21 protein-coding genes are annotated in these 22,745 nt (G+C 38.8%); 4 read left to right on the plus strand and 17 right to left on the minus strand.

Annotated features, from left to right (window positions below):
* Positions 1-185: 185 nt before the first annotated feature.
* From ACO1DI_RS16200 to ACO1DI_RS16210, 3 genes are all read right to left on the minus strand, one after another.
* On the minus strand, positions 186-959 hold the full coding sequence (locus ACO1DI_RS16200; protein WP_115653063.1) for a DUF2268 domain-containing protein: 774 nt from the start codon (positions 957-959) through the stop codon (positions 186-188).
* A 106-nt stretch (positions 960-1,065) separates the two neighbouring features.
* Positions 1,066-2,307, minus strand: coding sequence for a beta-ketoacyl-ACP synthase II (gene fabF, locus ACO1DI_RS16205; RefSeq protein ID WP_115653062.1), 1,242 nt, complete (start codon positions 2,305-2,307; stop codon positions 1,066-1,068).
* A gap of 39 nt (positions 2,308-2,346) precedes the next feature.
* Complete coding sequence (locus tag ACO1DI_RS16210; RefSeq protein ID WP_028407464.1) at positions 2,347-3,285, minus strand: beta-ketoacyl-ACP synthase III; 939 nt, start codon at positions 3,283-3,285, stop codon at positions 2,347-2,349.
* Between the two features lie 256 nt (positions 3,286-3,541).
* Here ACO1DI_RS16210 and ACO1DI_RS16215 point away from each other — a divergent pair, with 256 nt between their 5' ends.
* The gene (locus ACO1DI_RS16215) at positions 3,542-3,742 is read left to right on the plus strand and encodes a hypothetical protein (protein ID WP_045291919.1); all 201 of its coding nucleotides are present in this window, start codon (positions 3,542-3,544) and stop codon (positions 3,740-3,742) included.
* Between the two features lie 28 nt (positions 3,743-3,770).
* Here ACO1DI_RS16215 and ACO1DI_RS16220 read toward each other — a convergent pair whose 3' ends face one another.
* The 3 genes from ACO1DI_RS16220 to ACO1DI_RS16230 form a co-directional block, all read right to left on the minus strand.
* The gene (locus ACO1DI_RS16220; RefSeq protein WP_013081746.1) at positions 3,771-3,965 is read right to left on the minus strand and encodes a ComZ family protein; all 195 of its coding nucleotides are present in this window, start codon (positions 3,963-3,965) and stop codon (positions 3,771-3,773) included.
* Between the two features lie 77 nt (positions 3,966-4,042).
* The gene (locus ACO1DI_RS16225) at positions 4,043-4,927 is read right to left on the minus strand and encodes an NAD-dependent epimerase/dehydratase family protein (RefSeq protein ID WP_014461596.1); all 885 of its coding nucleotides are present in this window, start codon (positions 4,925-4,927) and stop codon (positions 4,043-4,045) included.
* 182 nt (positions 4,928-5,109) lie between these two features.
* A complete protein-coding gene (locus ACO1DI_RS16230; protein ID WP_013055401.1) occupies positions 5,110-5,850 on the minus strand; it encodes a hypothetical protein in 741 nt (246 codons plus the stop codon).
* A 209-nt stretch (positions 5,851-6,059) separates the two neighbouring features.
* Between ACO1DI_RS16230 and ACO1DI_RS16235 the strand changes: the two genes are divergently transcribed.
* Positions 6,060-6,248 (plus strand): YjzD family protein, encoded by a 189-nt coding sequence (locus ACO1DI_RS16235; protein WP_013055400.1) that lies wholly within the window; start codon positions 6,060-6,062, stop codon positions 6,246-6,248.
* 203 nt (positions 6,249-6,451) lie between these two features.
* Positions 6,452-7,336: an NAD(P)-dependent oxidoreductase gene (locus ACO1DI_RS16240; RefSeq protein WP_014461597.1), complete on the plus strand. Its 885-nt coding sequence runs from the start codon at positions 6,452-6,454 to the stop codon at positions 7,334-7,336.
* A 42-nt stretch (positions 7,337-7,378) separates the two neighbouring features.
* Here the strand turns inward: ACO1DI_RS16240 and galT are convergent, their stop codons facing one another.
* Positions 7,379-8,902 (minus strand): UDP-glucose--hexose-1-phosphate uridylyltransferase, encoded by a 1,524-nt coding sequence (galT, locus tag ACO1DI_RS16245; RefSeq protein ID WP_014461598.1) that lies wholly within the window; start codon positions 8,900-8,902, stop codon positions 7,379-7,381.
* Positions 8,903-8,932: 30 nt separating this feature from the next.
* Positions 8,933-10,111: a galactokinase gene (locus ACO1DI_RS16250; protein WP_014461599.1), complete on the minus strand. Its 1,179-nt coding sequence runs from the start codon at positions 10,109-10,111 to the stop codon at positions 8,933-8,935.
* Positions 10,112-10,449: 338 nt separating this feature from the next.
* Between ACO1DI_RS16250 and ACO1DI_RS16255 the strand changes: the two genes are divergently transcribed.
* Positions 10,450-11,343, plus strand: a complete 894-nt coding sequence (locus tag ACO1DI_RS16255; RefSeq protein ID WP_013081740.1) for a helix-turn-helix domain-containing protein — start codon at positions 10,450-10,452, stop codon at positions 11,341-11,343.
* A 28-nt stretch (positions 11,344-11,371) separates the two neighbouring features.
* Here the strand turns inward: ACO1DI_RS16255 and ACO1DI_RS16260 are convergent, their stop codons facing one another.
* From ACO1DI_RS16260 to argB, 9 genes are all read right to left on the minus strand, one after another.
* Positions 11,372-11,623, minus strand: coding sequence for a hypothetical protein (locus tag ACO1DI_RS16260; protein ID WP_014461601.1), 252 nt, complete (start codon positions 11,621-11,623; stop codon positions 11,372-11,374).
* 199 nt (positions 11,624-11,822) lie between these two features.
* The gene (clpB, locus tag ACO1DI_RS16265; RefSeq protein ID WP_115653057.1) at positions 11,823-14,426 is read right to left on the minus strand and encodes an ATP-dependent chaperone ClpB; all 2,604 of its coding nucleotides are present in this window, start codon (positions 14,424-14,426) and stop codon (positions 11,823-11,825) included.
* 114 nt (positions 14,427-14,540) lie between these two features.
* Positions 14,541-14,720: a YjzC family protein gene (locus ACO1DI_RS16270; protein ID WP_013055394.1), complete on the minus strand. Its 180-nt coding sequence runs from the start codon at positions 14,718-14,720 to the stop codon at positions 14,541-14,543.
* 129 nt (positions 14,721-14,849) lie between these two features.
* Positions 14,850-15,494, minus strand: a complete 645-nt coding sequence (locus ACO1DI_RS16275; RefSeq protein ID WP_014461603.1) for an SDR family oxidoreductase — start codon at positions 15,492-15,494, stop codon at positions 14,850-14,852.
* Between the two features lie 102 nt (positions 15,495-15,596).
* The gene (gene argF / locus ACO1DI_RS16280) at positions 15,597-16,547 is read right to left on the minus strand and encodes an ornithine carbamoyltransferase (protein WP_014461604.1); all 951 of its coding nucleotides are present in this window, start codon (positions 16,545-16,547) and stop codon (positions 15,597-15,599) included.
* On the minus strand, positions 16,544-19,654 hold the full coding sequence (locus ACO1DI_RS16285) for a carbamoyl phosphate synthase large subunit (protein WP_014461605.1): 3,111 nt from the start codon (positions 19,652-19,654) through the stop codon (positions 16,544-16,546). The genes argF and ACO1DI_RS16285 overlap by 4 nt, the downstream gene beginning before the upstream one ends.
* Positions 19,647-20,720, minus strand: coding sequence for a carbamoyl phosphate synthase small subunit (locus ACO1DI_RS16290; RefSeq protein WP_014461606.1), 1,074 nt, complete (start codon positions 20,718-20,720; stop codon positions 19,647-19,649). Before ACO1DI_RS16290 ends, ACO1DI_RS16285 begins: the two co-directional genes overlap by 8 nt.
* Positions 20,721-20,790: 70 nt before the next feature.
* Complete coding sequence (locus tag ACO1DI_RS16295; protein ID WP_014461607.1) at positions 20,791-21,945, minus strand: acetylornithine transaminase; 1,155 nt, start codon at positions 21,943-21,945, stop codon at positions 20,791-20,793.
* A complete protein-coding gene (argB, locus tag ACO1DI_RS16300) occupies positions 21,911-22,735 on the minus strand; it encodes an acetylglutamate kinase (protein ID WP_014461608.1) in 825 nt (274 codons plus the stop codon). Before argB ends, ACO1DI_RS16295 begins: the two co-directional genes overlap by 35 nt.
* Between the last annotated feature and the right edge of the window lie 10 nt (positions 22,736-22,745).

Below are 22,745 nucleotides of genomic sequence, written 5' to 3' on the forward strand. Positions count from 1 at the left end.
AATAAGATATTATTACAATTTCATTACAAAATCAATATATTTTGAAAATTAATTATATTTTTTATTTTTAAAATAATGATTTTTGAATATCTCTTCAGCACTTTAACGCATAAACCTCCTAATTTTTTGTTGAAAACAGGATAAAATTTACTATTTTTTGTTTTAGGTATATAGAACTTGTTTTTTTACAGTTGGAACGCAGATTTTTTTAAGATAGTATTGGTACTAAGAGGAAGCAGCTGGGTAGTAGTTAAAGTGTGAGGCTTCATACTTGAAGTAACAAGATGATAACCAATATTGTAGCCCATCATTTCTGGATACCAATTTTGGCCGAATAACAGTTGATCATATTTTTTTTCGTCAGCGCGCAGATTGTAATAAGGTTTAACATGCTTTTCCCACATTTTTTTAGCTTCTTCAATGGTATAATAATTTGTCCAAGGAGCTAAATATTTTTTACCACAATATTCCTCTACAGCTCTTTCAGCTAACCCTTCCATCATCATAGCGTCTAACAAAGTAATCGTTTCATCAGATTTGTTAATGGCTTTTAGCCTGCAAACGTGATGGTACTCATGGGTAAGTACCGCTAACATTTCTTCATCAGATGTATGACTTGTCATAAACACAAATAATTTATCGGTAAAGGCGACACCTGCTCTTCCGTTAAATTCACGCTGCATTTTTCGATTTCTAGGATTGCTTGGAAGCACTAGCACCGCTACATCCGGCCCATTCCATGCTTTTTTAAGCTTTTCGTAATGTGCTTTAACTTTCTTCCACACCTGCCTTTTCTTCATTTCTTCTAATTCTTTTATAAACATTAAAGAAGGCGGACACATTCCATAGTTAAAAAGTAATTCCATATATTCTTTTTCTTTTAATTTCTTAAAATAGCGCTCAAGATAACGGCTTATTTCTTTCGGCTCCGTCCAACTAGAAGTTGAAACAATCGGCATGTTTTCCCCTCTCTTTCTTCATCCTTTTGTTTCATGATATGTTCACAGCTACTCTTTTGGTTATTAAAAATAAAAAAAATTCTAGGCATCCGCCTAGAATTTTTCATTATGCTTCGTATTTTTTAAAGATGATTGTTGCATTGTGACCGCCAAATCCAAGTGAGTTGCTTAGCACCGCTTTTACTTCTTGCTTACGCGCTTTGTTTGGAATGTAGTCTAAATCGCACTCTTCATCAGGTGTTTGATAGTTAATTGTTGGAGGAAGAATACCGTCTTGAATTGCTTTCACACTAAAAATAGCTTCTACTCCACCAGCAGCTCCTAGAAGGTGGCCAGTCATTGACTTTGTTGAACTAATTGCTACTTTTTGAGCGTGGTCACCAAATACTTCTTTAATAGCCATTGTTTCAAATTTATCATTGTATCCTGTACTTGTACCGTGAGCATTGATGTAATCAATATCACTTGGCTGTAGGCCTGCATCTTCAATCGCATGACGCATTGCACGAACGCCGCCTTCTCCTCCTGGAGCTGGTGCTGTGATATGATGAGCATCTCCAGTTGAACCATAGCCCACAATTTCAGCATAAATACGTGCGCCGCGTGCTAGTGCATGTTCAAGCTCTTCAAGTACAATAACACCCGCACCTTCTCCCATAACGAAGCCGTCGCGGTCTTTATCAAACGGACGAGATGCCGTTGCAGGATCTGGATTTGTAGAAAGTGCTTTATTTGCACAGAAACCAGCAATAGATAAACGCGTGATTGGTGCTTCCGTCCCGCCTGTAATCATCACATCTGCATCTCCGCGTTGAATGACTTTAAACGCATCACCAATAGAGTTTGTACCCGTTGCACATGCTGTTACCGTACAAGAGTTCACGCCTTTCGCTCCTAAAGCAATGGAAACTTGTCCTGTTGCCATATCAGGAATCATCATCGGGATGAAGAATGGACTTACACGGCGAGCACCTTTTTCTAATAACGTTGAATATTGATTTTCAAACGTTTCCATACCGCCGATTCCAGAACCAATCCAAACGCCGACGTTTGGAGCAATTTCTTCTGTAATAGTCAAATCAGCATCTTTAACAGCAGCCAGTGCAGCTACCATTGCATATTGAGTAAAGCGGTCCATCTTACGAGCCTCTTTGCGATCAATAAAATCTTCCACGTTAAAATCTTTTACTTCAGCCGCTACTTTAGCCGGGAATTCATCTGCATCTAGTCTTGTTAAAGGACCAACCCCAGATACGCCTGCTACTGCGTTTTTCCAAGCTGTTTCTACGTCGTTTCCAATTGGTGTAAGTCCACCAAGTCCTGTTACAACTACACGTTTTTTATTCATCGTACATTCATCTCCTTCAGTTGCTTTAAAAATGTAGTGTTATTTTCCCCATCTAATAGCAATAGCTCCCCATGTTAAGCCGCCTCCGAAGCCAACCATTACAATTAAATCATCATCTTGAATTTTCCCTGCTTCAAGCTCATGAACAATTGAAATTGGAATCGATGCTGCTGATGTATTGCCGTAGTATTGGATTGTTTTAGACATTTTTTCTTCAGGCAAGTCTAATCGCTGTCTTGCAGCTTCCATAATACGAATATTCGCTTGATGAGGTACAAGAAAATCAACATCTTCTTTTGTTAAACCTGCTTTTTCAATTACATTAACAGCAGATTCCCCCATTTGTCGAACAGCAAACTTAAATACTTCACGTCCGTTCATGACAATATGATCAAGCTCGTTTTGATACAAGTGCTTGCCTCCCGTACCGTCGGATCCTAATTCAAAGGATAAAATGCCTCGTCCTTCTGATACTGGTCCCATTACAACTGCACCTGCACCGTCTCCGAATAAAACAGCCGTGTTACGGTCGTCCCAATCTGTAATCTTAGAAAGCTTTTCTACACCCACCACTAGTATATGCTTGTAAGCATTAGTTTCAATAAATTGCTTAGCTGTAATCATGCCATACATAAATCCTGCACATGCTGCACTCACATCGTAAGAAGCTGCTTTTTTTGCTCCCAATTTTTCTTGTAGCATACATGATACTGTAGGAAACGGTTGATCTGGCGTTACCGTAGCAACAATGATCATGTCAATATCTTCTGCTTTGACGTTAGCTTTATGTAAAGCTTCAACTGCTGCTTTATAAGCTAAATCAGATGTGTCCTCGTTATCGGCTGCGATTCGGCGCTCTTGAATACCTGTGCGCGTACGAATCCACTCATCTGATGTATCCATTACTTTTTCAAGATCTAAATTTGTTACAACTTTCTCTGGTACATAACGTCCAATTCCTAGAACACCAGCGTTCATATCAACCTCTCCTTTAAATAAAAGGCTTATATTCCTATAAAACCTATATCCGTCATTTCATTTATCGATTATATAATCAATTATTATGAGTTGGTACTAATTTTACTTCATTTTTTATTTTTTGTCTATATAGGTGTTCGTCCTACTCAGGTATCTATCATGCTACATATAGTAATCATACGGGTCCCTCTTACTCTAGTATGGGACATTAGGTAAGAACTTACCCACCATTAAAATAGTGAAAGGAATGAGTATCATGGCAAGAAGACAAAGAAATGAAGCTTTTTCTGATTTTATGTTTGGCGCTGGGCGCAGAAAATCAAGAGAAGAAAGAGAGCGAGAGGAGTGGGAAAGATTATTTAAACAAATCGATGAAATTGTACTCGCCGTCGAAGAACTAGCTCCTCTTCTTAAACAGTTTGCCCCTTTAGTCGATTTATTTTCCAAACAAAAATAACAGCTCGGATTCTACCGAGCTGTTTTCTTTAGTTGTTTTCATTTTCAGCTAATGCATCTTGCTTGCCAAGCTCATAAGCGTCGTTCATTACTTTTGTTAGTAATGTCAATACCGGCTGTACGTGTTCCATTGATAACTCAACGCCTGTTTCATCTAAGATCTGCTTTGCTTCTGGCAGGTACTTCATTGCAATTTGCATGAATTGCATATTTTGCTCTTCCATAGTGAAATCTCCTTTATTAAAAACATTTATTCCTCCTTATATTAGCGAATCTATTCTATAAGTACAACTTTCTCCTTTTAATGAAGAGGTAAAAAGAATGTTCTCATATGTTTTTTTTGCAGATAAATGCCTTCTTTAGCCGTTACTTTGGAAGAAAAATGCAGCAGTTCTTTCGCTTTCTTGCTGATTTCATATTTTTCTTGAGCCGCTTCTTCCTTCACCTCCATATGAGTAATGTTTGCTCCTGCGCTCCAAGGCTGTAACTTTTCTTCAACTAAATGAACCACTTCATATGAATATGCAGAAGTTTTACAGCGTCTAAGTGCACTGACGGCGTCTTCAATATAAATAATAAAATCCGTGCCTTCCATAATGGTAAAAGCTTCTTCGTACCCGGCAATATTTTTGGAATAGCACATTGACAAAGGCTGCCAAGGTCCGTAAAGAGTCGGCGTTCTGACAATCATAATGGGCCATCCATCATCTTTATATTTTTCTATCATTCGCTCAAAATGAACGTATAGCCTTCCTTCACTACTGTCCGGTTCTGGAATCGTTGTTTCTTCAATCTTTCGCTGCTGGTCTCCAAATACGCGCATGGTAGAAACAAACACAAATCGAATGTTGAATTGACGGCATTTATTAAGTGCTTGAATGAGTACTTGCTGCGCTTTTTGCATTTCTTGTCTTAAAAAATCTGGATGATAAAAATCTCCTCCATCGAAATACGTGAAGTAGACAATATCCGTTTCTGAGGTAATCATATCTAATGAATCGCCTACTTCAGTCGATATATAATTAGCGTTTCGCCCTAAGAAAAATTTCATCTCTTCCTGCAAGTCATCTTCTTCTTTATGAGCAGAATGTGTATACCCTTTTACTTCTGTACCTTCGTCTAAAAAAGCCATACATAAATGAAAACCAATAAAGCGGTTTGCCCCTATTACTACTACATTTCCCATATCGCTTCCTCCAATTCTTCATTCATCATTTATTCAACAAAAAGCTTAAAGCCCTATAGTTATAGAGAGTAATCATTCCTTATTTCAAAGAAGTTCATCCGTAAAAGCATCATGAACTCTCTTTTTCCTTTTATCTCTTATACAAAAAGCCCCTATGATATGTATAATCATAGAAGCTTTGCTTATAACACTTTTTCATGCTGTTTATAAAATTGGAGAAGGGACCGTTCAAATAAATAGTTTTTTTCCGGCAAATAAAGTGAAAGCATAATCGGAGAGTGAAGTTCTTCACGATGTAGTTCATATTTTTTACTGTGTGCAATTGGATAATGAGTAGAGGCATTAGGCGCGGTCCATATCTTCACGGGCAGCGTTGATTTTAATTCTGTAACGGAAGGGTACTCCTTAATTAGCTTTGATACTTGCTTCCGCTCCACTTTATAAGCTTGAGTCAAGTCCTTCGTGAATTGTTTATAAAAGAATTTATTGTTTTTTTCATGTTCTGCATGCGTATGAAGATCAATACATGGATTTAGTAAACCAGCTGATCGAATGAACGTATTCCCGTCATTTTCCATTAGCTGCAGCGCTAACAGAGCCCCCATTCCTTCAGCTAAAATATGAATTCGTTTATTTAAAATTTCTTGTTTCATTACTAAATGATAAAGTTGTTTTGCAAGGTGATATGCTTCAGGAGACCCCCAATGCCGGCCATATAAATTGGAATAAAATACTGTGTATCCTTCATCTTGTAAACATTGCAACAGCTGTGACCTTCCGCCGTGCTGAATCCATAAGCTAGTTGAACTTTCAACAAAATGATCTTTATCACCCAATACTAACACACCGAAACCATTCGGTCGTTCAGGGACATGTACGACATTCCATTGCGTATCTAAGCTAAAAAAGCGTCGATGTATCATAGCTCTTCCTCCGTAACTTACTAGTTGTTCCATACAGTGTATGATAGAACCATCAAAAAGCGCACTAGAATAATGCCTATTTCTGACTTATTGCTCTTTTGTTTCTAGATGGGAACACGCCCCTTATTTATTCATAAAAAATTCAATTTCTTATTTGACTGCTATATGCTAAAATGAAATCAAACTGTACTGTAAACGAGGTGAATAGAATGCGTGTCGTAATGGCTTTTGTTTGGGGCTTTTTACTAATGAATATGGCAGTGTACGTAATCTCTGCAATGACGGGCGGTACTTACAGTTTCGCAACCGCTTCCATCCTTGGAGTAGTTTTCACCCTAGTTGTAATTTTGATTGGAGAACTGGGTGTACCGAATAAACCAGCAAATAATCACCACTAAAAAGTGTTGGCTGTAAAGCCAGCGCTTTTTTTATCTTTTGGCATAGGCTCTTCTCAGTACTGCCTTTCCTTACCTCGTATTCAAGACACAGAACTGAGAGTACTTTTCTAGATTTATATATAGTCGGAATCATTGATTATCCCAACCTTTAACTATATAATTTTAGAATAATCAAACTATTAACTTTAGGAGTGAATACTGCTGTGACTAAAGAAAAAATTGGTTTTATCGGAACAGGCGTTATGGGTCAAAGCATGGCCGGGCATTTAATTGACGCAGGATATGAAGTCGTTGTTTATACACGAACAAAAACTCGTGCTCAAGCACTACTTGAAAAAGGGGCCAAATGGAAAGAAACCGTTCAAGAAGTGGCCGAACAATCTGATGTTATTATCACCATGGTAGGCTATCCCCACGATGTAAAAGAGATTTATTTAGGAAAAGACGGCATTATACATAATGCAAAGAAAGGCTGCTATACAATTGATATGACGACATCGAGCCCTATACTTGCTCGTGAGATTTATCAAGCAGCAAAAGAGAAGCACATTCATGCGCTTGACGCTCCTGTTTCAGGAGGAGATATTGGGGCTCAGAAAGCAACCTTAGCCATTATGGTAGGAGGCGATTCTGAAGCATTCTCTGCCGTTACGCCTATACTTAAAAAAATGGGAACAAACATCGTTCTTCAAGGAAGCGCTGGTGCTGGTCAACATACAAAAATGTGCAATCAAATTGCTATCGCCTCTAATATGATGGGTGTCTGCGAAGCGATACTTTATGCTGAAAAAGCCGGATTAGATCCGAATACCGTTCTAAAAAGTATTGAAACAGGCGCAGCGGGAAGCTGGTCGTTAAGCAATTTAGCTCCTCGCATGATTAAAGGAGACTTCGAACCAGGTTTTTATATTAAACACTTCATTAAAGATATGAAGATCGCCATTGAATCAGCTGAAGAAATGGAGCTGTATACACCAGGATTAAAATTAGCCAAATCTCTTTATGAACAGCTCGAAAAACAAGGCGATGACAATAAAGGAACACAGGCTCTATATACCCTGTTAAAACAGCATGCATTAACTGTATAAAAACAGGCAGCTCGTTATGAGCTGCCTGTTTTTATTAATGATTTACTCTTCATTTAATGAATTCATAAAACGACTGAACGCAAGCTGCCCTTCAGCAGTTTGTTTAAACACACCTGCATGTTCTAAAATAGTCGCAAAGACCAAACCGAGCTCTTGTTGAAGAATGCTTTGGACATTTTCCGCTTCAATATGCGGATACTTTTTCTTGATTTTTTCGGCCCACTTCACGTGTTTTTTCACTTGATCATGTCTGCTGGCTACTTCGCTCAGGTTATTCTGAACTAACCCTTTGGCCACTAGACTCATTTCATCTTTCAAACGACCGGGTAAAACCGCAAGTCCCATTACCTCGATTAAACCTATGTTTTCTTTTTTTATATGATGAACTTCTGCATGCGGATGGTAAATACCATCTGGGTGCTTGCTGTTTGTTCGATTGTTTCGCAGTACTAAATCTAATTCGTACAAATCTCCTCTTTTCCTAGCAATAGGCGTGACCGTGTTGTGAGGAGTTTGATCTGTAAAAGCTAAAATACCGGCGCTTTGATCACTATATGATTTCCATTTCTTCAAAATAAAATCCGCTGCTTCCACTAATGATGCATGGTGCGAACTTTGAAGACGAACGACTGACATTGGCCAATGAACAATTCCAGCTTTCACGTCTGGATGCGCTTCAAGAGAGAACAATTTATTTATTCTTGCTTTAGCCATAGGAAACTCATGATAGCCTCCTTGAAAGTGATCATGCGTTAAAATAGATCCTCCCACGATGGGTAAATCTGCATTTGACCCTAAAAAATAATGTGGGAATTGTTCAACGAAGGCAAGCAGCCGCTTAAACGTTTGCTTTGAAATATGCATAGGTGTATGCTCACTCGCAAAAACAATAGCATGCTCATTATAATAAACATAAGGTGAAAACTGCATGTACCACAGCTCTTCCTGCAATTCCACAGGAATAATCCGGTGATTTTGGCGAGCTGGGTGATTGATTCGACCTGCATAACCAGCATTTTCTTTACAGAGAAGGCATAGCGGATAGTTGCTTTCCTTCAGTGATTTGCTTGCTGCAATTGCTTTTGGATCTTTTTCCGGCTTTGATAAGTTGATGGTAATTTCAAGTTCTCCAAAGTCAGTGTTTGTTACCCATCTTTCGTTTTTAGCAATTCGATCTCTGCGAATATAGTGAATGTCTTTTGACAGCTTGTAATAATAGCTTGTGGCTTTTTGGGGGCTTTGCTGATAGTGATCATAAAATGTCCGATTAACCTCTGAAGGCATGCTTGTAAAGCATCCCATTATTTTGGTATCGAATAAATCTCTATACGTGATAGAATTCTCGGCGATTCGATTATTTTTGGCAGCCCAATCAAGCATGTTGTCTAAAATAGCAGCTGGGTGTTCCAGATTCTCTTCTTTGACTTCTACCATGATACATTCATCGAGCTCTAACACTTCCAGCAGTTTATTTCTCACCACATCTATATCCCATTTTGTTAATAGATTCTTTTGTAAACCATATTGAATAAGTCGGGTGATTTCTTCATGAATGTTGACTGACATACACTCGTTCCTTTCTCTATCTGTTTTCTCTTATACTGCTTCTAATGTGAGTTCACGCGCTCCTTCTCCAACCGTAACCACATAAAACTCAGCTTCTAAACTCGTTTTCTCATAATAGGTATTCCTTACTTGTTCAATAAACCTATCAACCTGTGCTTTTTGTACAATGCTGATTGTACAGCCGCCAAAGCCTGCACCCGTCATGCGTGATCCAATCACACCATCTTGCAGCCAAGCTGCTTCTACAAGAGCATCTAGTTCTTTTCCACTTACTTCATAATCATCTCGCAGCGAACAGTGCGACTCATTCATCAATTGGCCAAACCCTTTTAAATCACCGTTTTGCAATTTAGCAACCGCTTCTTTTGTGCGTTCATTTTCATATACCGCATGTTTAGCGCGCTTACAATCTACTTCGTTTTGTATTAAAGATTTGTGCTTTTCAAATTGCTCTTTCGTTAAATCACCAAGCGAATCAATGGAAAGTGAAGTTTGCAAATCTGACAGCGCTCTTTCACACTCCATGCGGCGTTCATTGTATTTAGAATCTGCCAGCCCTCTTCGTTTGTTTGTATTAGAAATAACGAGCACAGCATCTGTTAATTGCAGGGGGCTATACTGGTATTCAAGAGTTTGACAGTTTAACAATACGGCTTGATTTTCCTTTCCCATTCCAATGGCAAACTGATCCATAATCCCGCAGCTTACGCCGATAAATTCATTTTCAGCTTGCTGCGCCATTTTCACAAGATCCATCATATCAATATTCAATTCAAGAATTTTATTTAAAAGTACGCATGTGACTAACTCAATTGATGCCGACGATGAAAGCCCTGCTCCGTTAGGAATGTTGCCGAAGAACAAGATATCAAAACCAAAAGGAAGATCATATCCGTGCTTTTTAAAGGTGTCCATTACTCCTTTTGGATAATTAGCCCAATCATCCTCGGTTTTGTACGTTAATTGCTCTAAAGAGGATTCAATAACGCCTGCTTCAGAGAAGTTTTTAGAGTACATACGTATTTTTAGATCATGACGTTTTTGTACTACCGCATACGTTCCTATACTCAATGAACAAGGAAAAACATGCCCTCCATTATAATCAGTATGTTCTCCAATTAAATTGACACGTCCTGGCGCAAAAAAGCAGCGAATAGCTTCTGACGAATGAAATATTTGTTTGAACTCTTCGATTAATTTTCCCAGCATTTATTATCACCTATTTTAAGTAGTTTTTTGGAAACGGATTCATATGTACATTGTAAAGTCCAATTTTCCTTGCCTCAATGGTAAAATTACTATCGATAATCGGTACTTTTTTGCTTATCACTTTAAAAATGATTCTTTTGAATTGACGATGAACTACTCTTACCCAAAAAAGGTGTTATCTTTATGTGAGCCTTGACTTGCAAATTATAAGAAAATAATAGATTTAGAGACATTCCCTAAAAATAATCACGATATTTTCAAAAAATTATAGAAAAATGAAAGCGATTACGTTAAAGTAAGAATTAAGTACGACTTTATTTCAAAAAGAAGGTGAAAATTTGCTCTCACATTTCCAAGCTCAAGAATATTCAACGTACGCATACAGGTTTTTAGAATCCCGCACAAATGAAGTTGCGCAGCTATGGTCGGTTGGGTGGGATGAAGTTTTCTCTCCCCTTTATAACTGGAGCGGAAATCAGCGAAAAGACGTAGGGAAATATATTTTTCAATACACGGTTTCTGGGTACGGGATGATTGAAATAGATGGACAAGAATATAAAGTGGATGCTGGGAAAGCATTCATCGTCAATATACCTGGAAATTACCGCTATTACTTACCAAAGGAAAGTGAAAACTGGGAGTTTATTTTTCTTACATTATACGGAGATGAAGTACAAAAATGCTGGGATTATATTCAGTCAACCCACTCCCCTGTAATTAGGTTTCATCCTGAATCAGCACCTGTTCAGCTGCTTGCTCAAATATATAAGCGGGCAAGTGAAAAACATATAGCAGATCCATTTCATGCCTCAAGCTTATCTTACCGCTTTGTAATGGAGCTGTACCAATATATTAAAAGCATGGACAGTTTTACAGAAGATTGGCCTGAAAGTATCATTAGCTCTATTTTATTTGCCCGTAACCATTATCATGAAGAAATCGGTCCGGATGAAATGGCAGATGCAGCTCATTTATCTCGCTATCATTTTAGCCGGTTATTCAAACAAACAACTGGGATTACGCCTATTCAATATTTAACGAAGCTTCGCATTCAAAAAGCGGCCGAGCTATTGCATCAAACCAAGTATTCAATCGAGGAAATTGCTGAAAACGTCGGCTATGCAAATGCCAATTATTTAACAAAAGTATTTCGCAAAACAACCAATATGACACCGGGGCAGTATCGAAAAAGTGATGCATCCATTGATGAGCACTTTGCATTGCCAAAATAAAAACGACTTCCATAAAAGGAAGTCGTTTTTATTTTTTATCGGGAATTTCTACTACCACAGAACCTTTTTCGTAAATAAAAGTCAATTTTTTACCCGGGATAATCATATTTTCTAAAATATCTCGTGCAGCTTGAAGTGCAAACTCTGTCCGTTCTGCCTTTTCCTGCACTTCTTCATTTTCAGCTTGAAGATCATTTTTATCCAGCGCTCTTATTTTAGTTAATGCCTGATCTATAAAATCATATGCTTCGTCATATATAAGCTCTATACGGTCCTTCATGTGCTCATTCATGCTCCTTTGCCCATTTTGTATTATCATAAATGAATTAGATATATTCTACAACCTAAAACTGAATAAGTTTTTACGCTTAGCTCTCACGTATTTTCTTTCATTTCTTTTTATTTATTTTAAAAGGAGAACTGCTTTTAATAGCAAAAAAAGACCATTCAATTTATCATGAATGGCCTTTTTAGAAAACTTATACGCTGACAACAAACTCATCATCTTTTACATCCACTGTCACTTGACTATAATCTTCAATTTGCCCTGCAATTAACTCTCTGGCAATTTTTGTTTCAATATATTTTTGAATAAACCTTTTTAAAGGGCGAGCTCCGTATACCGGATCAAACCCCGAGGCTGCAATATAATTTTTTGCTTCTTCTGTTAACGTTAACGAAATATGACGATCGGATAAGCGCTTTTCAAGCTGAAGCAATAGCTTATCGATAATCCCTTTTACTTCATGAACAGTTAGCGGTTTGAATAAAATCGTGTCGTCTACTCGATTTAAGAATTCTGGACGAAAATGCTGTCTTAATTGAGCCATTACTTGCTCTCTCGCTTTTTCAGTAATCTCGCCTTCACTTGTTAAACCGTCTAATAAAAATTGAGAACCGATATTCGACGTCATAATAATGACTGTATTTTTAAAATCAATGACTTTTCCTTTTGAATCTGTTGCTCTTCCATCATCTAGTATTTGAAGGAGCACATTAAATACTTCGGGATGAGCTTTTTCAATTTCATCCAACAAAACGACTGAATAAGGCTTGCGTCTCACCGCTTCCGTTAGCTGGCCGCCTTCTTCGTATCCTACATAGCCAGGAGGCGCTCCTATAAGCCTAGAGACCGCATGCTTTTCCATATACTCAGACATATCAATACGAACCATTTGTTCTTCACTGTCAAATAAAGAATGGGCCAACGTTTTGGCTAGCTCCGTTTTTCCTACTCCGGTAGGTCCTAGGAAAATAAATGATCCAATCGGACGGTTCGGGTCTTTAATACCTGCCCGTGCGCGAATTACGGCATCCGTCACTAAGGATACGGCTTCGTCTTGTCCAATCACACGCTGCTGTAAAATTGACTCAAGCTTCAACAGCTTTTCTCTTTCCCCTTCAACTAGTTTTGATACCGGAATTCCCGTCCATCTTCCTACAATTTCAGCAATTTCTTCTTCTGTTACTTCTTCTCTTAACAAACGATTTTCCTGTGCTTTTTGAGCAGCTGTTTCTTCCAGCTGTTTTAGTTCTTTTTCAAGAGCTGGAATGCGTCCGTGGCGAAGTTCAGCTGCTTTATTTAAATCATATTTCCCTTCAGCTTCTTCTAGGTCTCGCTTCGCTTTCTCAAGCTGCTCCCGGACATCTTGCACCGTTTGAATCGACTGCTTTTCTTTTTCCCACTGCAGCTTCATTGTATCTGCACGTTCTTTTAAATCAGAGACTTCTTTTCGAATTGCCTCTAACCTTGTGATGCTTGCTTGATCTGTTTCTTTACTTAATGCCGCTTCTTCAATTTCAAGCTGCATGACACGTCGTGTTACTTCATCTAATTCTGATGGCATCGAATCAATTTCTGTTCGAATGGTTGCGCATGCTTCATCAATTAAATCAATTGCTTTATCAGGTAAAAAGCGATCTGAGATATAACGATCAGACATAACCGCTGCTGAAACAATCGCTCGGTCATGAATGTTTACACCGTGATGAATTTCAAATCGTTCTTTTAAACCGCGTAAAATAGAGATTGTATCTTCTACGGAAGGCTCATCGACAAGCACCTGTTGAAAGCGTCTTTCAAGCGCTGGATCTTTTTCAATATACTGACGGTACTCATCAAGAGTTGTAGCTCCTATACAGTGAAGTTCTCCTCTAGCAAGCATTGGTTTTAAAATATTCCCTGCATCCATCGCTCCATCCGTACGACCTGCTCCAACGATTGTATGAAGCTCGTCAATGAATAAAAGAATTTGGCCGTTGCTTTTCTTAACTTCTTGAAGAACAGCTTTTAAACGCTCTTCAAATTCTCCCCTGAATTTCGCTCCTGCTACTAAAGCTCCCATATCTAATGAAAAGATGGTTTTATCTTTTAATCCTTCAGGCACATCTCGGCGAACAATACGCTGTGCTAGACCTTCAACAATTGCTGTTTTACCCACGCCAGGTTCTCCGATCAAAACTGGATTGTTTTTTGTTTTTCGCGATAAAATGCGGATAACGCGGCGAATTTCTCCGTCTCGTCCAATGACTGGATCAATGTTCCCTGCTCGTACTTCTGCCACTAAGTCTCTTCCATATTTCGCTAAGGCTTCATATGTGACTTCCGGGTTTTGACTTGTAATTCGCTGATTTCCTCGAAGGCTGGTAAGAACATCTTGCAGAGCTTTTTTTGTTATACCGTGACTTGAAAATAACTTGCCATATTCATTAGAAGATGGTTCCTGTGCTAACGCTAAAAAGATGTGTTCAACTGAAACATAATCATCTTGCAGACGAGATGCTTCTTCTTGAGCTTTCACAAACAGCTGCTGAAGTTTATTTGTAATATAAACCTTCCCTGCTTCAGCACCACTTCCTGTAACGGCTGGTTTTTTCGCAAGCAATTGATTTACCTGCTGCTGAAAAGATTGATGATCTATATGTAAATGATCTAATATGCGAGGAGCAATACCATCTTGTTGATGAATGAGCGTATAAAGCAAATGAGCAATATCCACTTCCTGCTGATTTCGTTTAATAGCTTCGGACTGCGCTTCCATCACGCCTTCTTGCAATTTTTGGGTCATTTTATTTATATCCATTGAACATCCTCCTTCGATACATTTGACCTTTATTGACCTTTATTTCATTATACCCAGCAATAGGAAAACAAGTAAAGCCATTCAATTTAGAATGGCTTCTTTATTTTTTACTATTTAAGGCTTACGCATGTACGTCCAGTGGCGATCATCGTTGGCCGTCTCTGGAAAACGCTCTCCTGCTTTTAATTTAACCTTTTGAGGATTATTTACGTTGCTTCCTGTTTCACCAATTTCAATATACACTCCGTTATTAGGAGCTTTTTGACCCGGTGTGAAATGACGATTTTGTCCCATTGTCCTGCCTCCTCATTCCTGAAATGAAATGTTCTCCTATACTATTCCCTTAAGATTTCTGTTTCATAATGGAGATGTTTTCATATTAGGAAGAGAAAAAGAGCAGACCTTTAGATCCGCCCTTTTGTATCAATGAGTAAATTTGATAGCTTGTTCGATTTCAGTTTCTCCAGCTAGCATTTCAAACGTTTTTCCTATTGTAGCTTCTTCGTTTAGACATTCTACAAGCACAGTTGCTACATCTGCTCGGGGAATCGTCTGAGATTTATCTTCAATATCATTATTGATATCAATTTTCCCAGTAGCTTGATCATTCGACAAAGTTCCTGGTCTTACAATTGTATACTGTAGATTAGACTGCTTTAGGTATTCATCCGCTATCGCTTTCGCACGCAAGTAAAGCTGTAAGCCTTCTGGTCCTTGTTCAGGTGCGTCTGTTCCCATTGAACTTAACATAACAAAGCGCTTTACACCTTGATTTTTTGCTTCATCAATGATATTTTTAGCACCGTTTTGATCTACAGCGATTGTTTTTTCGTCTCCGGTATGCCCTCCAGAACCTGCTGCAAATATGACAGCGTCCATACCTCTTAAAGCATCTGAAACATCTTGCTCCAAGTCAGCAAGCACAACGTTGGCACCTAGCTTCTTTAACGCGTCTGCTTGCTTTTCGTCGCGAATCATCGCATAAGCTTCGTGCTGATTGCTGTTTGCAACTTTTTCTACCACTTGTTTTCCCGTTGTTCCGTTTGCTCCAACAACTAATACTTTCATCATAAATCACCTTTCGTTCTGTTTAGTATACAATTGGTGTTCCCTCAATTAATTCCCTTTAAACAAAAAAACCTTTCTGATATTCTCAGAAAGGTTTCTTTCTTAGCCTAAAATGGCTTGAAGCAAGGCTTTTTGTACATGCATACGATTTCCAGCCTGCTGAAAGACAACAGAATTTGGTCCGTCAATAATGCTTGCTGTCACTTCTTCTTCACGATGGGCAGGCAAACAGTGTAGAAATAAATAATCTGACTTAGCATAGGCAGCTAGTTCTTCGTTCACTTGATAAGGAGCAAATATTTTCAAGCGCTGCTGTGCTTCTTCTTCCTGTCCCATACTTGTCCATACGTCTGCATAAATAGCATCGGCATTTTTTACAGCCTCTACAGGATCTTTTGTAATCGTAACTTTTGCACCCGTTTTAGCAGCTACTTCATTAACATATCCTGTTACAAAGTCTTTTGGCTCATATCCATCAGGGCAGCCAATTGAAATATCTATACCCATTTTTGCACATGCAATCATTAACGAATGCGCTACATTATTTCCGTCTCCAACATAAGCTACTTTTAGACCTTCAAATGATTTCTTGTGCTCGTAAATCGTTAATAAATCAGCTAGCGCCTGACAAGGATGATAATCATCTGTCAAACCATTAATGACGGGAATGGATGCGTAGTCTGCAAGCTCTTCAATCTTAGCATGTTCAAACGTACGAATCATGATAGCATCGATAAATTCAGATAGTACGCGAGCTGTATCAGCAATCGTTTCTCCGCGTCCAATCTGTAAATCCTGGCTGCTTAGAAAGAGAGCGTTCCCTCCAAGCTGCATCATTCCCGCTTCAAATGAGACTCTTGTTCTTGTTGAAGATTTTTCAAAAATGAGCCCCAGCGTTTTTCCTTTTAACGATGTTACGATTTCACCATTTTTATGCTTTTCTTTCAGCTCAATGGCGCTTTCCAAAAGTGACATAATATCGTCTGATGATAAATCTTTAAGCGTAAGCAAATCTTTTCCTTTTAAATTGGTATTTACCGATAATGTACTCATGATACTGTCACTTCCTTTTTAGTTTTTTGAAACCATTCTTGTAGTGATGAAACGTGATATTCATCCACTTGGAACGATTGGAAAAATAGCGAAGCCGTTTCAGCCTCCGTCATGACCTTCAAACCGTGTTTTAATGCTGCCATGCGGCTTTCTTTATCTTCAGGCTGCAAGCTTACGTATAATAAAGCTTCCTTTGTCTTCACCCATTCGCTAACTTCTTTATCTTTAACAAGGGTTAAGCCGGCGCTTTGCACAAGTTCTTCAAGACCCTGTGCTTCTCCGTTGATATATACTTCCGTAGCACCTTTTTTGCTTAACACATACTGATGGAACACTTTTTTGGCCGCTTCTTCAATCGTTGAAGAAATCGCAATTCCTTCACCAGTTGACTTCATTTCCGGTCCAACAAGTGGATCAACTCCTGATAATTTACTTGTCGAAAATACCGGAAACTTAATAGTTGTGTAAGCCGGATCTGGCAATAAACCTAGCTTTTCACTAATTTCCGACAATGATTTCCCAAGCAATATTTGAGTTGATAGCGAAACAAGCGGCGTGTTGCACACTTTGCTTACTACAGGCACTGTACGGCTGGCACGCGGATTAACTTCCAGCATGTAGACTTCATCGTTGTAAATAACATATTGGATATTCATAATCCCTTTATATTGAAGTTTATTTACAATTTTTTGAGCGTAGCTCACCATTTTTTCTTTATGTGATGCTTCTACTGTTTTTGCTGGTAAAAGCGCATAGCTGTCTCCTGAATGAACGCCCGCTTTTTCAATATGTTCAACGATTGTCGGAATCAACACATCTTTTCCGTCTGCTACAACATCAATTTCTGCTTCTTTTCCGGGGAAGTAAGCATCAATAAGCATTGGGAAATGAGACGCTTTAATAGCCGGTAAACAAGCCTGCAGCTCCGTTTCGTTTTGAATTGTCAGCATTCCTTTTCCGCCAATCACGTAAGAAGGACGAATAAGTAATGGGAAGCCCATATTTTTTGCTTTTTGTACAAGTTCTTGCTCATCTTTCGCCATTTCACCTGGGATGTGCGGAATATCGCAGTCATCCAAAAGCTTATAGAACAGGTCACGATCTTCAAGTGCATCAATGACATCATTTGTAATCCCTAATAAATTAACGCCAGCTTCTTCTAGACCTTTAACAAGCGAAATAGCCGTTTGACCTCCGTATTGAACAATTACATCCGTCACGTTTTCAGCATCAAGAACGTTTAGCACATCTTCTACTGTTACAGGTTCAAAATATAAGCGGTCTGCTACTTCAAAATCCGTACTTACCGTTTCTGGGTTGTTGTTAATTAAAATTGTTTCGTATCCTTCTTTTTCAAGAGCTAACACACCGTGTACAGAGCTGTAGTCGAATTCTACTCCTTGGCCGATACGAATTGGTCCAGAACCGATAATCGCAACTTTTTTATTCGTTGATGGTTCAATTTCGCTCTCCCCATAATAACTAGAGTAGAAATAAGCCGTAGAAGATTCGAACTCTGCTGCACATGTATCCACCATTTTGTAGCTTGGCGTAATATGTAGTGCTTTACGTTTCGCTCTTACGTCAAGCTCTGGCACGTTCCATACGTTTGCTAGATACGCATCTGTAAAACCATGCTCCTTCACTTGTTTGAAGTGTTCAGCTGTAATCGAATCAAAACGCACTTCCTTTAAAGAGGCTTCCATCTTAATCAGCTGTGTAAAATGTGTTAAATAGAAATAATCAATTTGCGTTACTTCATGGATATACTCAGGCGTTGTGCCGCGGCGTAAAAGCTCAAGGATAACAAAAATACGCTCATCACTTTGTTCGCCAAGCTTGCTTTTTAATTCATCCGTTGAAAGTTCTTGCAGTTCTTCTACTTCTAATCCCTGTAAGTCAATTTCTAAAGAAGACAATGCTTTTTGGAAGCTGCGTGTAAAGTTACGGTCAATAGCCATTACTTCTCCAGTTGCTTTCATTTGCGTGCCAAGCGTTCTCTCAGCGTAGAAAAACTTGTCAAACGGCCATCTTGGAAATTTCACTACTACATAGTCAAGAGCAGGTTCGAAGCTTGCATATGTGTCTCCTGTTACAGGATTTAATAACTCATGAAGCGTGTAGCCTACCGATAGCTTTGCAGCAATTTTAGCAATCGGATAGCCCGTTGCTTTTGATGCAAGAGCAGACGAACGGCTCACACGCGGATTTACTTCAATTAGATAATACTGCTTACTTTTTGGATCAAGTGCAAACTGAATGTTGCATCCCCCAATAATGCCAAGCGATGAAATAATTTTAACTGAAGCAGAGCGAAGCATTTGATATTCCACGTCTGTTAGTGTTTGAGAAGGAGCAACGACTACCGAATCTCCAGTATGAACGCCTACGGGATCAATATTTTCCATGTTACAAATTGTAATGCACGTATTGTTCACGTCACGCATAACCTCGTACTCAACTTCTTTGAATCCAGCGATACTTTTTTCAATCAAGCATTGAGTAATAGCACTTTCACGTAAGCCTGACGCTGAAAGTTTTTCAAGCTCTTCCATAGAATGAGCAATTCCTCCACCCGTTCCGCCTAACGTATAAGCAGGACGTACAATAACAGGAAAACCAATTTTCTCGGCAAAAGCCAATGCTTCTTCTACTTTTGTGACAACTTCACTTTCCGGCACCGGTTCATTCAGTTCATTCATTAATGCACGGAACTCTTCACGGCTTTCACCTTTTTTGATTGATTCAATCGGTGTTCCTAAAAGTTTCACATCGTATTTTGGCAAAATGTTTTGTTCATGAAGCTCAAGGGCTAAGTTTAAACCCGTCTGTCCGCCTAATGTGGCTAGCAAACCATCCGGCTTTTCTTTTGCAATAATTTTCTCTACGCAGTCTACTGTTAATGGTTCAAAATAGATTCGATCTGCTACGTGAGTGTCCGTCATAATTGTAGCTGGATTATTATTGATTAAGATAACTTCATAACCTTCTTCTTTTAATGACAAGCATGCCTGAGTTCCTGAATAATCAAATTCTGCTGCTTGCCCGATTACGATTGGTCCTGATCCGATTACTAAAATCTTTTTTAACGTTTGGTCTTTAGGCATATACTTTTCCGCTCCCTACTTGCTGTACTTTCGTCATAAATTCATCAAAGATATACGTGCTGTCACTTGGTCCAGGGTGTGCTTCTGGATGATATTGCACCGATATAACAGGAAGGTCTTTATGCATTAAACCTTCAACCGATCCGTCATTTACATTTTTAAATCGAACGTTTAATGGCGTAGACATAATCGTCTGTTCGTCTACTACATAGCTATGATTTTGAGAAGTCATACACACTTTGTTAGTCGTTAAATCAATTACAGGCTGATTAGCTCCTCGGTGACCGAACGCCAGCTTTTTGGTTTGTGCTCCAAAAGCGAGCCCAATTAACTGATGCCCAAAACAAATTCCCAAGGTTGGGTACGATGAAATAATTTCTTTTAATTCATCCAGCTGACTGCTCACTTGAGTTGGATCTCCAGGTCCGTTTGATAAGACAATGCCATCCGGCTGCAGCTCTTTTACTTTTGAAGAACTTGTAGAATAAGGAACAACTGTTACTTTGCACTCTCGATTTAACAGCTCTTGTAAAATTGATTTTTTATAGCCAAAGTCCATTAATACAACGTGTTTTTCACCGTTCCCATAAGTAACAGGTTCTTTTGTTGATACTTCTTTTACTACATATCCATCGCATTCAGCAGTAAATGCTGGCGGTTCAGCAGATGTCGAAAAGGCAGATTGCATCGTACCTTCTTTTCGAATTCGTTTTACGACCGCTCTCGTATCCACATGTGTAATAAGCGGAATGTTCCATTTCTTTAAATATTGTTTGAAGCTGTACATTGCTTCGTAATGGAACCCTTCATCTGAACATTCGTATACGACAACGCCTGCTACGTGAGGCTTTTTGCTTTCATAGTCTTTTTCATTGATACCATAGTTCCCAATTAAAGGGTACGTAAAAACGATAATTTGATCTTTGTAAGATGGATCAGTCACAACTTCTTGATAACCAGTCATTCCAGTAAAGAAAACAATTTCTCCTTCTGCCTGGTGCGTTGCTGTATGTTCAATGTGTCCGGCGAACGAATCGCCGTTTGCTAAGTGTAAATATCCGTTCATTGTGCATCCCTCTTCGAATAATTATTTATAAAACAGAATTTTTATACAAACATATTCAAAAAAATTTGTATTATGAAGTAATTTTTGTTTGGCTAAACGCTTCTTCAATGATATGAATCGCTTGGTCCAACTCTTCTTTTGTTACAGTTAAAGGCGGCAGCAATCGTACCACATGCGGTCCTGCTCCCAGTGCTAACAAACCTTTTTCACGCATTTCTGCAAGCAATGCCGACTGATGTTCCCCGCATTCAATTCCAATCATAAAACCTTTTCCACGAACATCGGTAACAAATGAATAATCTGCTACGCTCTTTTTCAAAGCGTTAGTAAAATAAAGGCTTTTTTCTGCAACCTCTGCTAAAAATGCTTCATTAAAAATAATGTTTAAAGTTGCTTTAGCTGAAGCTAGTGCAATTGGGTTTCCTCCAAAGGTTGTTCCGTGAGTACCAGGTCCAAATGCTTCTTTGAGATATCCTTTTCCAATCATCGCACCAACCGGCATTCCGCTTCCTAATCCTTTAGCTGCTGTAATAATATCTGGTGAAACGTTAAAATGCTGATAAGCAAATGGTTTTCCAGTTCTGCCAATTCCAGTTTGCACTTCATCGACTATAAACAGCGCTTCATGCTTTTGGCAAAGCTCTTGAATGGTTAATAAAAATGCTTCGGTTCCTGGAACCACTCCGCCTTCTCCTTGAATGACTTCAACCATAATTGCTGCCACGCTATCATTCATCTCTTGTTTTAATGCTTCTTCATCATTGTATGGCACGTAAACAAACTCATTAACAAGAGGACCAAACCCATCATGAATTTTTGCCTGCCCTGTAGCTGTCATTGTAGCAAATGTACGTCCATGAAATGATTTTGTAAACGTAATGATTTTATGTTTTTGCGTGTACTTGCGGGCTAATTTAATCGCCGCTTCGTTGGCTTCTGCACCGCTGTTACAGAAAAATACTGCATCACCGTTTGAGTGTTCCACAAGCTTACCTGCTACGTCTTCTTGAATCGATTGATGAAATAAATTTGACACGTGCCACACTTTATTTAACTGCTCTTCGACCGCTTTTTGAACATCAGGATGACGATGACCTACGTTACAAACAGCGATACCTGAAATAAAATCTAAATACTCATTTCCTTTGTTATCTATTAATTTTGTTCCTTGCGCCTCTTCTACATGGATATCAAACCGTTGATATGTTGGAAACAATGAACTCATCGCTATCTTCTCCACCTTTTCCACTATATTTAATTGCTGTACCAATCAGCTTTCCTTCCTTATCTAAAAATCCATCAGTTCCGCTAATAATATGAACTTCTTCAAGTAAAGGAGATAACGCATTTACCGCTGATGTTACTTTTGGAATCATTCCGCCGTAAATTACTTTTTCTTCAATAAGTGCATCAATCTCTGACTGTGTAAGTTCAGGAAGCAATGTTCCATCCTTTAGCACTCCTTTTACATCCGTTACAAACATCAGCTTTTCAGCATTTACTGCTTGTGCAACGGCTCCGGCTGCCACGTCAGCGTTAATATTATAGCTATTGCCTTCTTCATCTGCTCCAATGGAAGAAATAACTGGAATATACTGACTGTCAGTTAGTTGTTTTAATAATGTATCGTTTACGCCTTTTACTTCTCCAACGTAACCTAGACGTTCTACATCAATAGCCTCTGCTTTAAGCAATAATCCATCAATTCCTGATAGTCCTACCGCTTTTAAATTCGCTTGTTGTAGATCTTTTACAAGCTGCTTATTAACCTTGCCTGCTAATACCATCGTCACAACTTCTAATGCTTCTTTGGACGTTTTTCGAAGCCCATCTACAAATTCCGTTTCAATGTGAAGTTTGGTAAGCGTATCTTGAATATCAGGCCCGCCTCCGTGCACAACGATGATCTGATATCCACTCGCTTTTAACTGCTGAATACTTTCAAAAAAAGCGCTTGTTAACTGATTGACAATGCTGCCTCCGCATTTTACAACGACGATTTTTTCACTGCTCATTTCACTCTCT

Origin of the sequence: Priestia sp. 40, from assembly GCF_049368575.1 — a bacterium.
GTDB classification, from domain to species: Bacteria; Bacillota; Bacilli; order Bacillales; family Bacillaceae_H; genus Priestia; species Priestia zanthoxyli.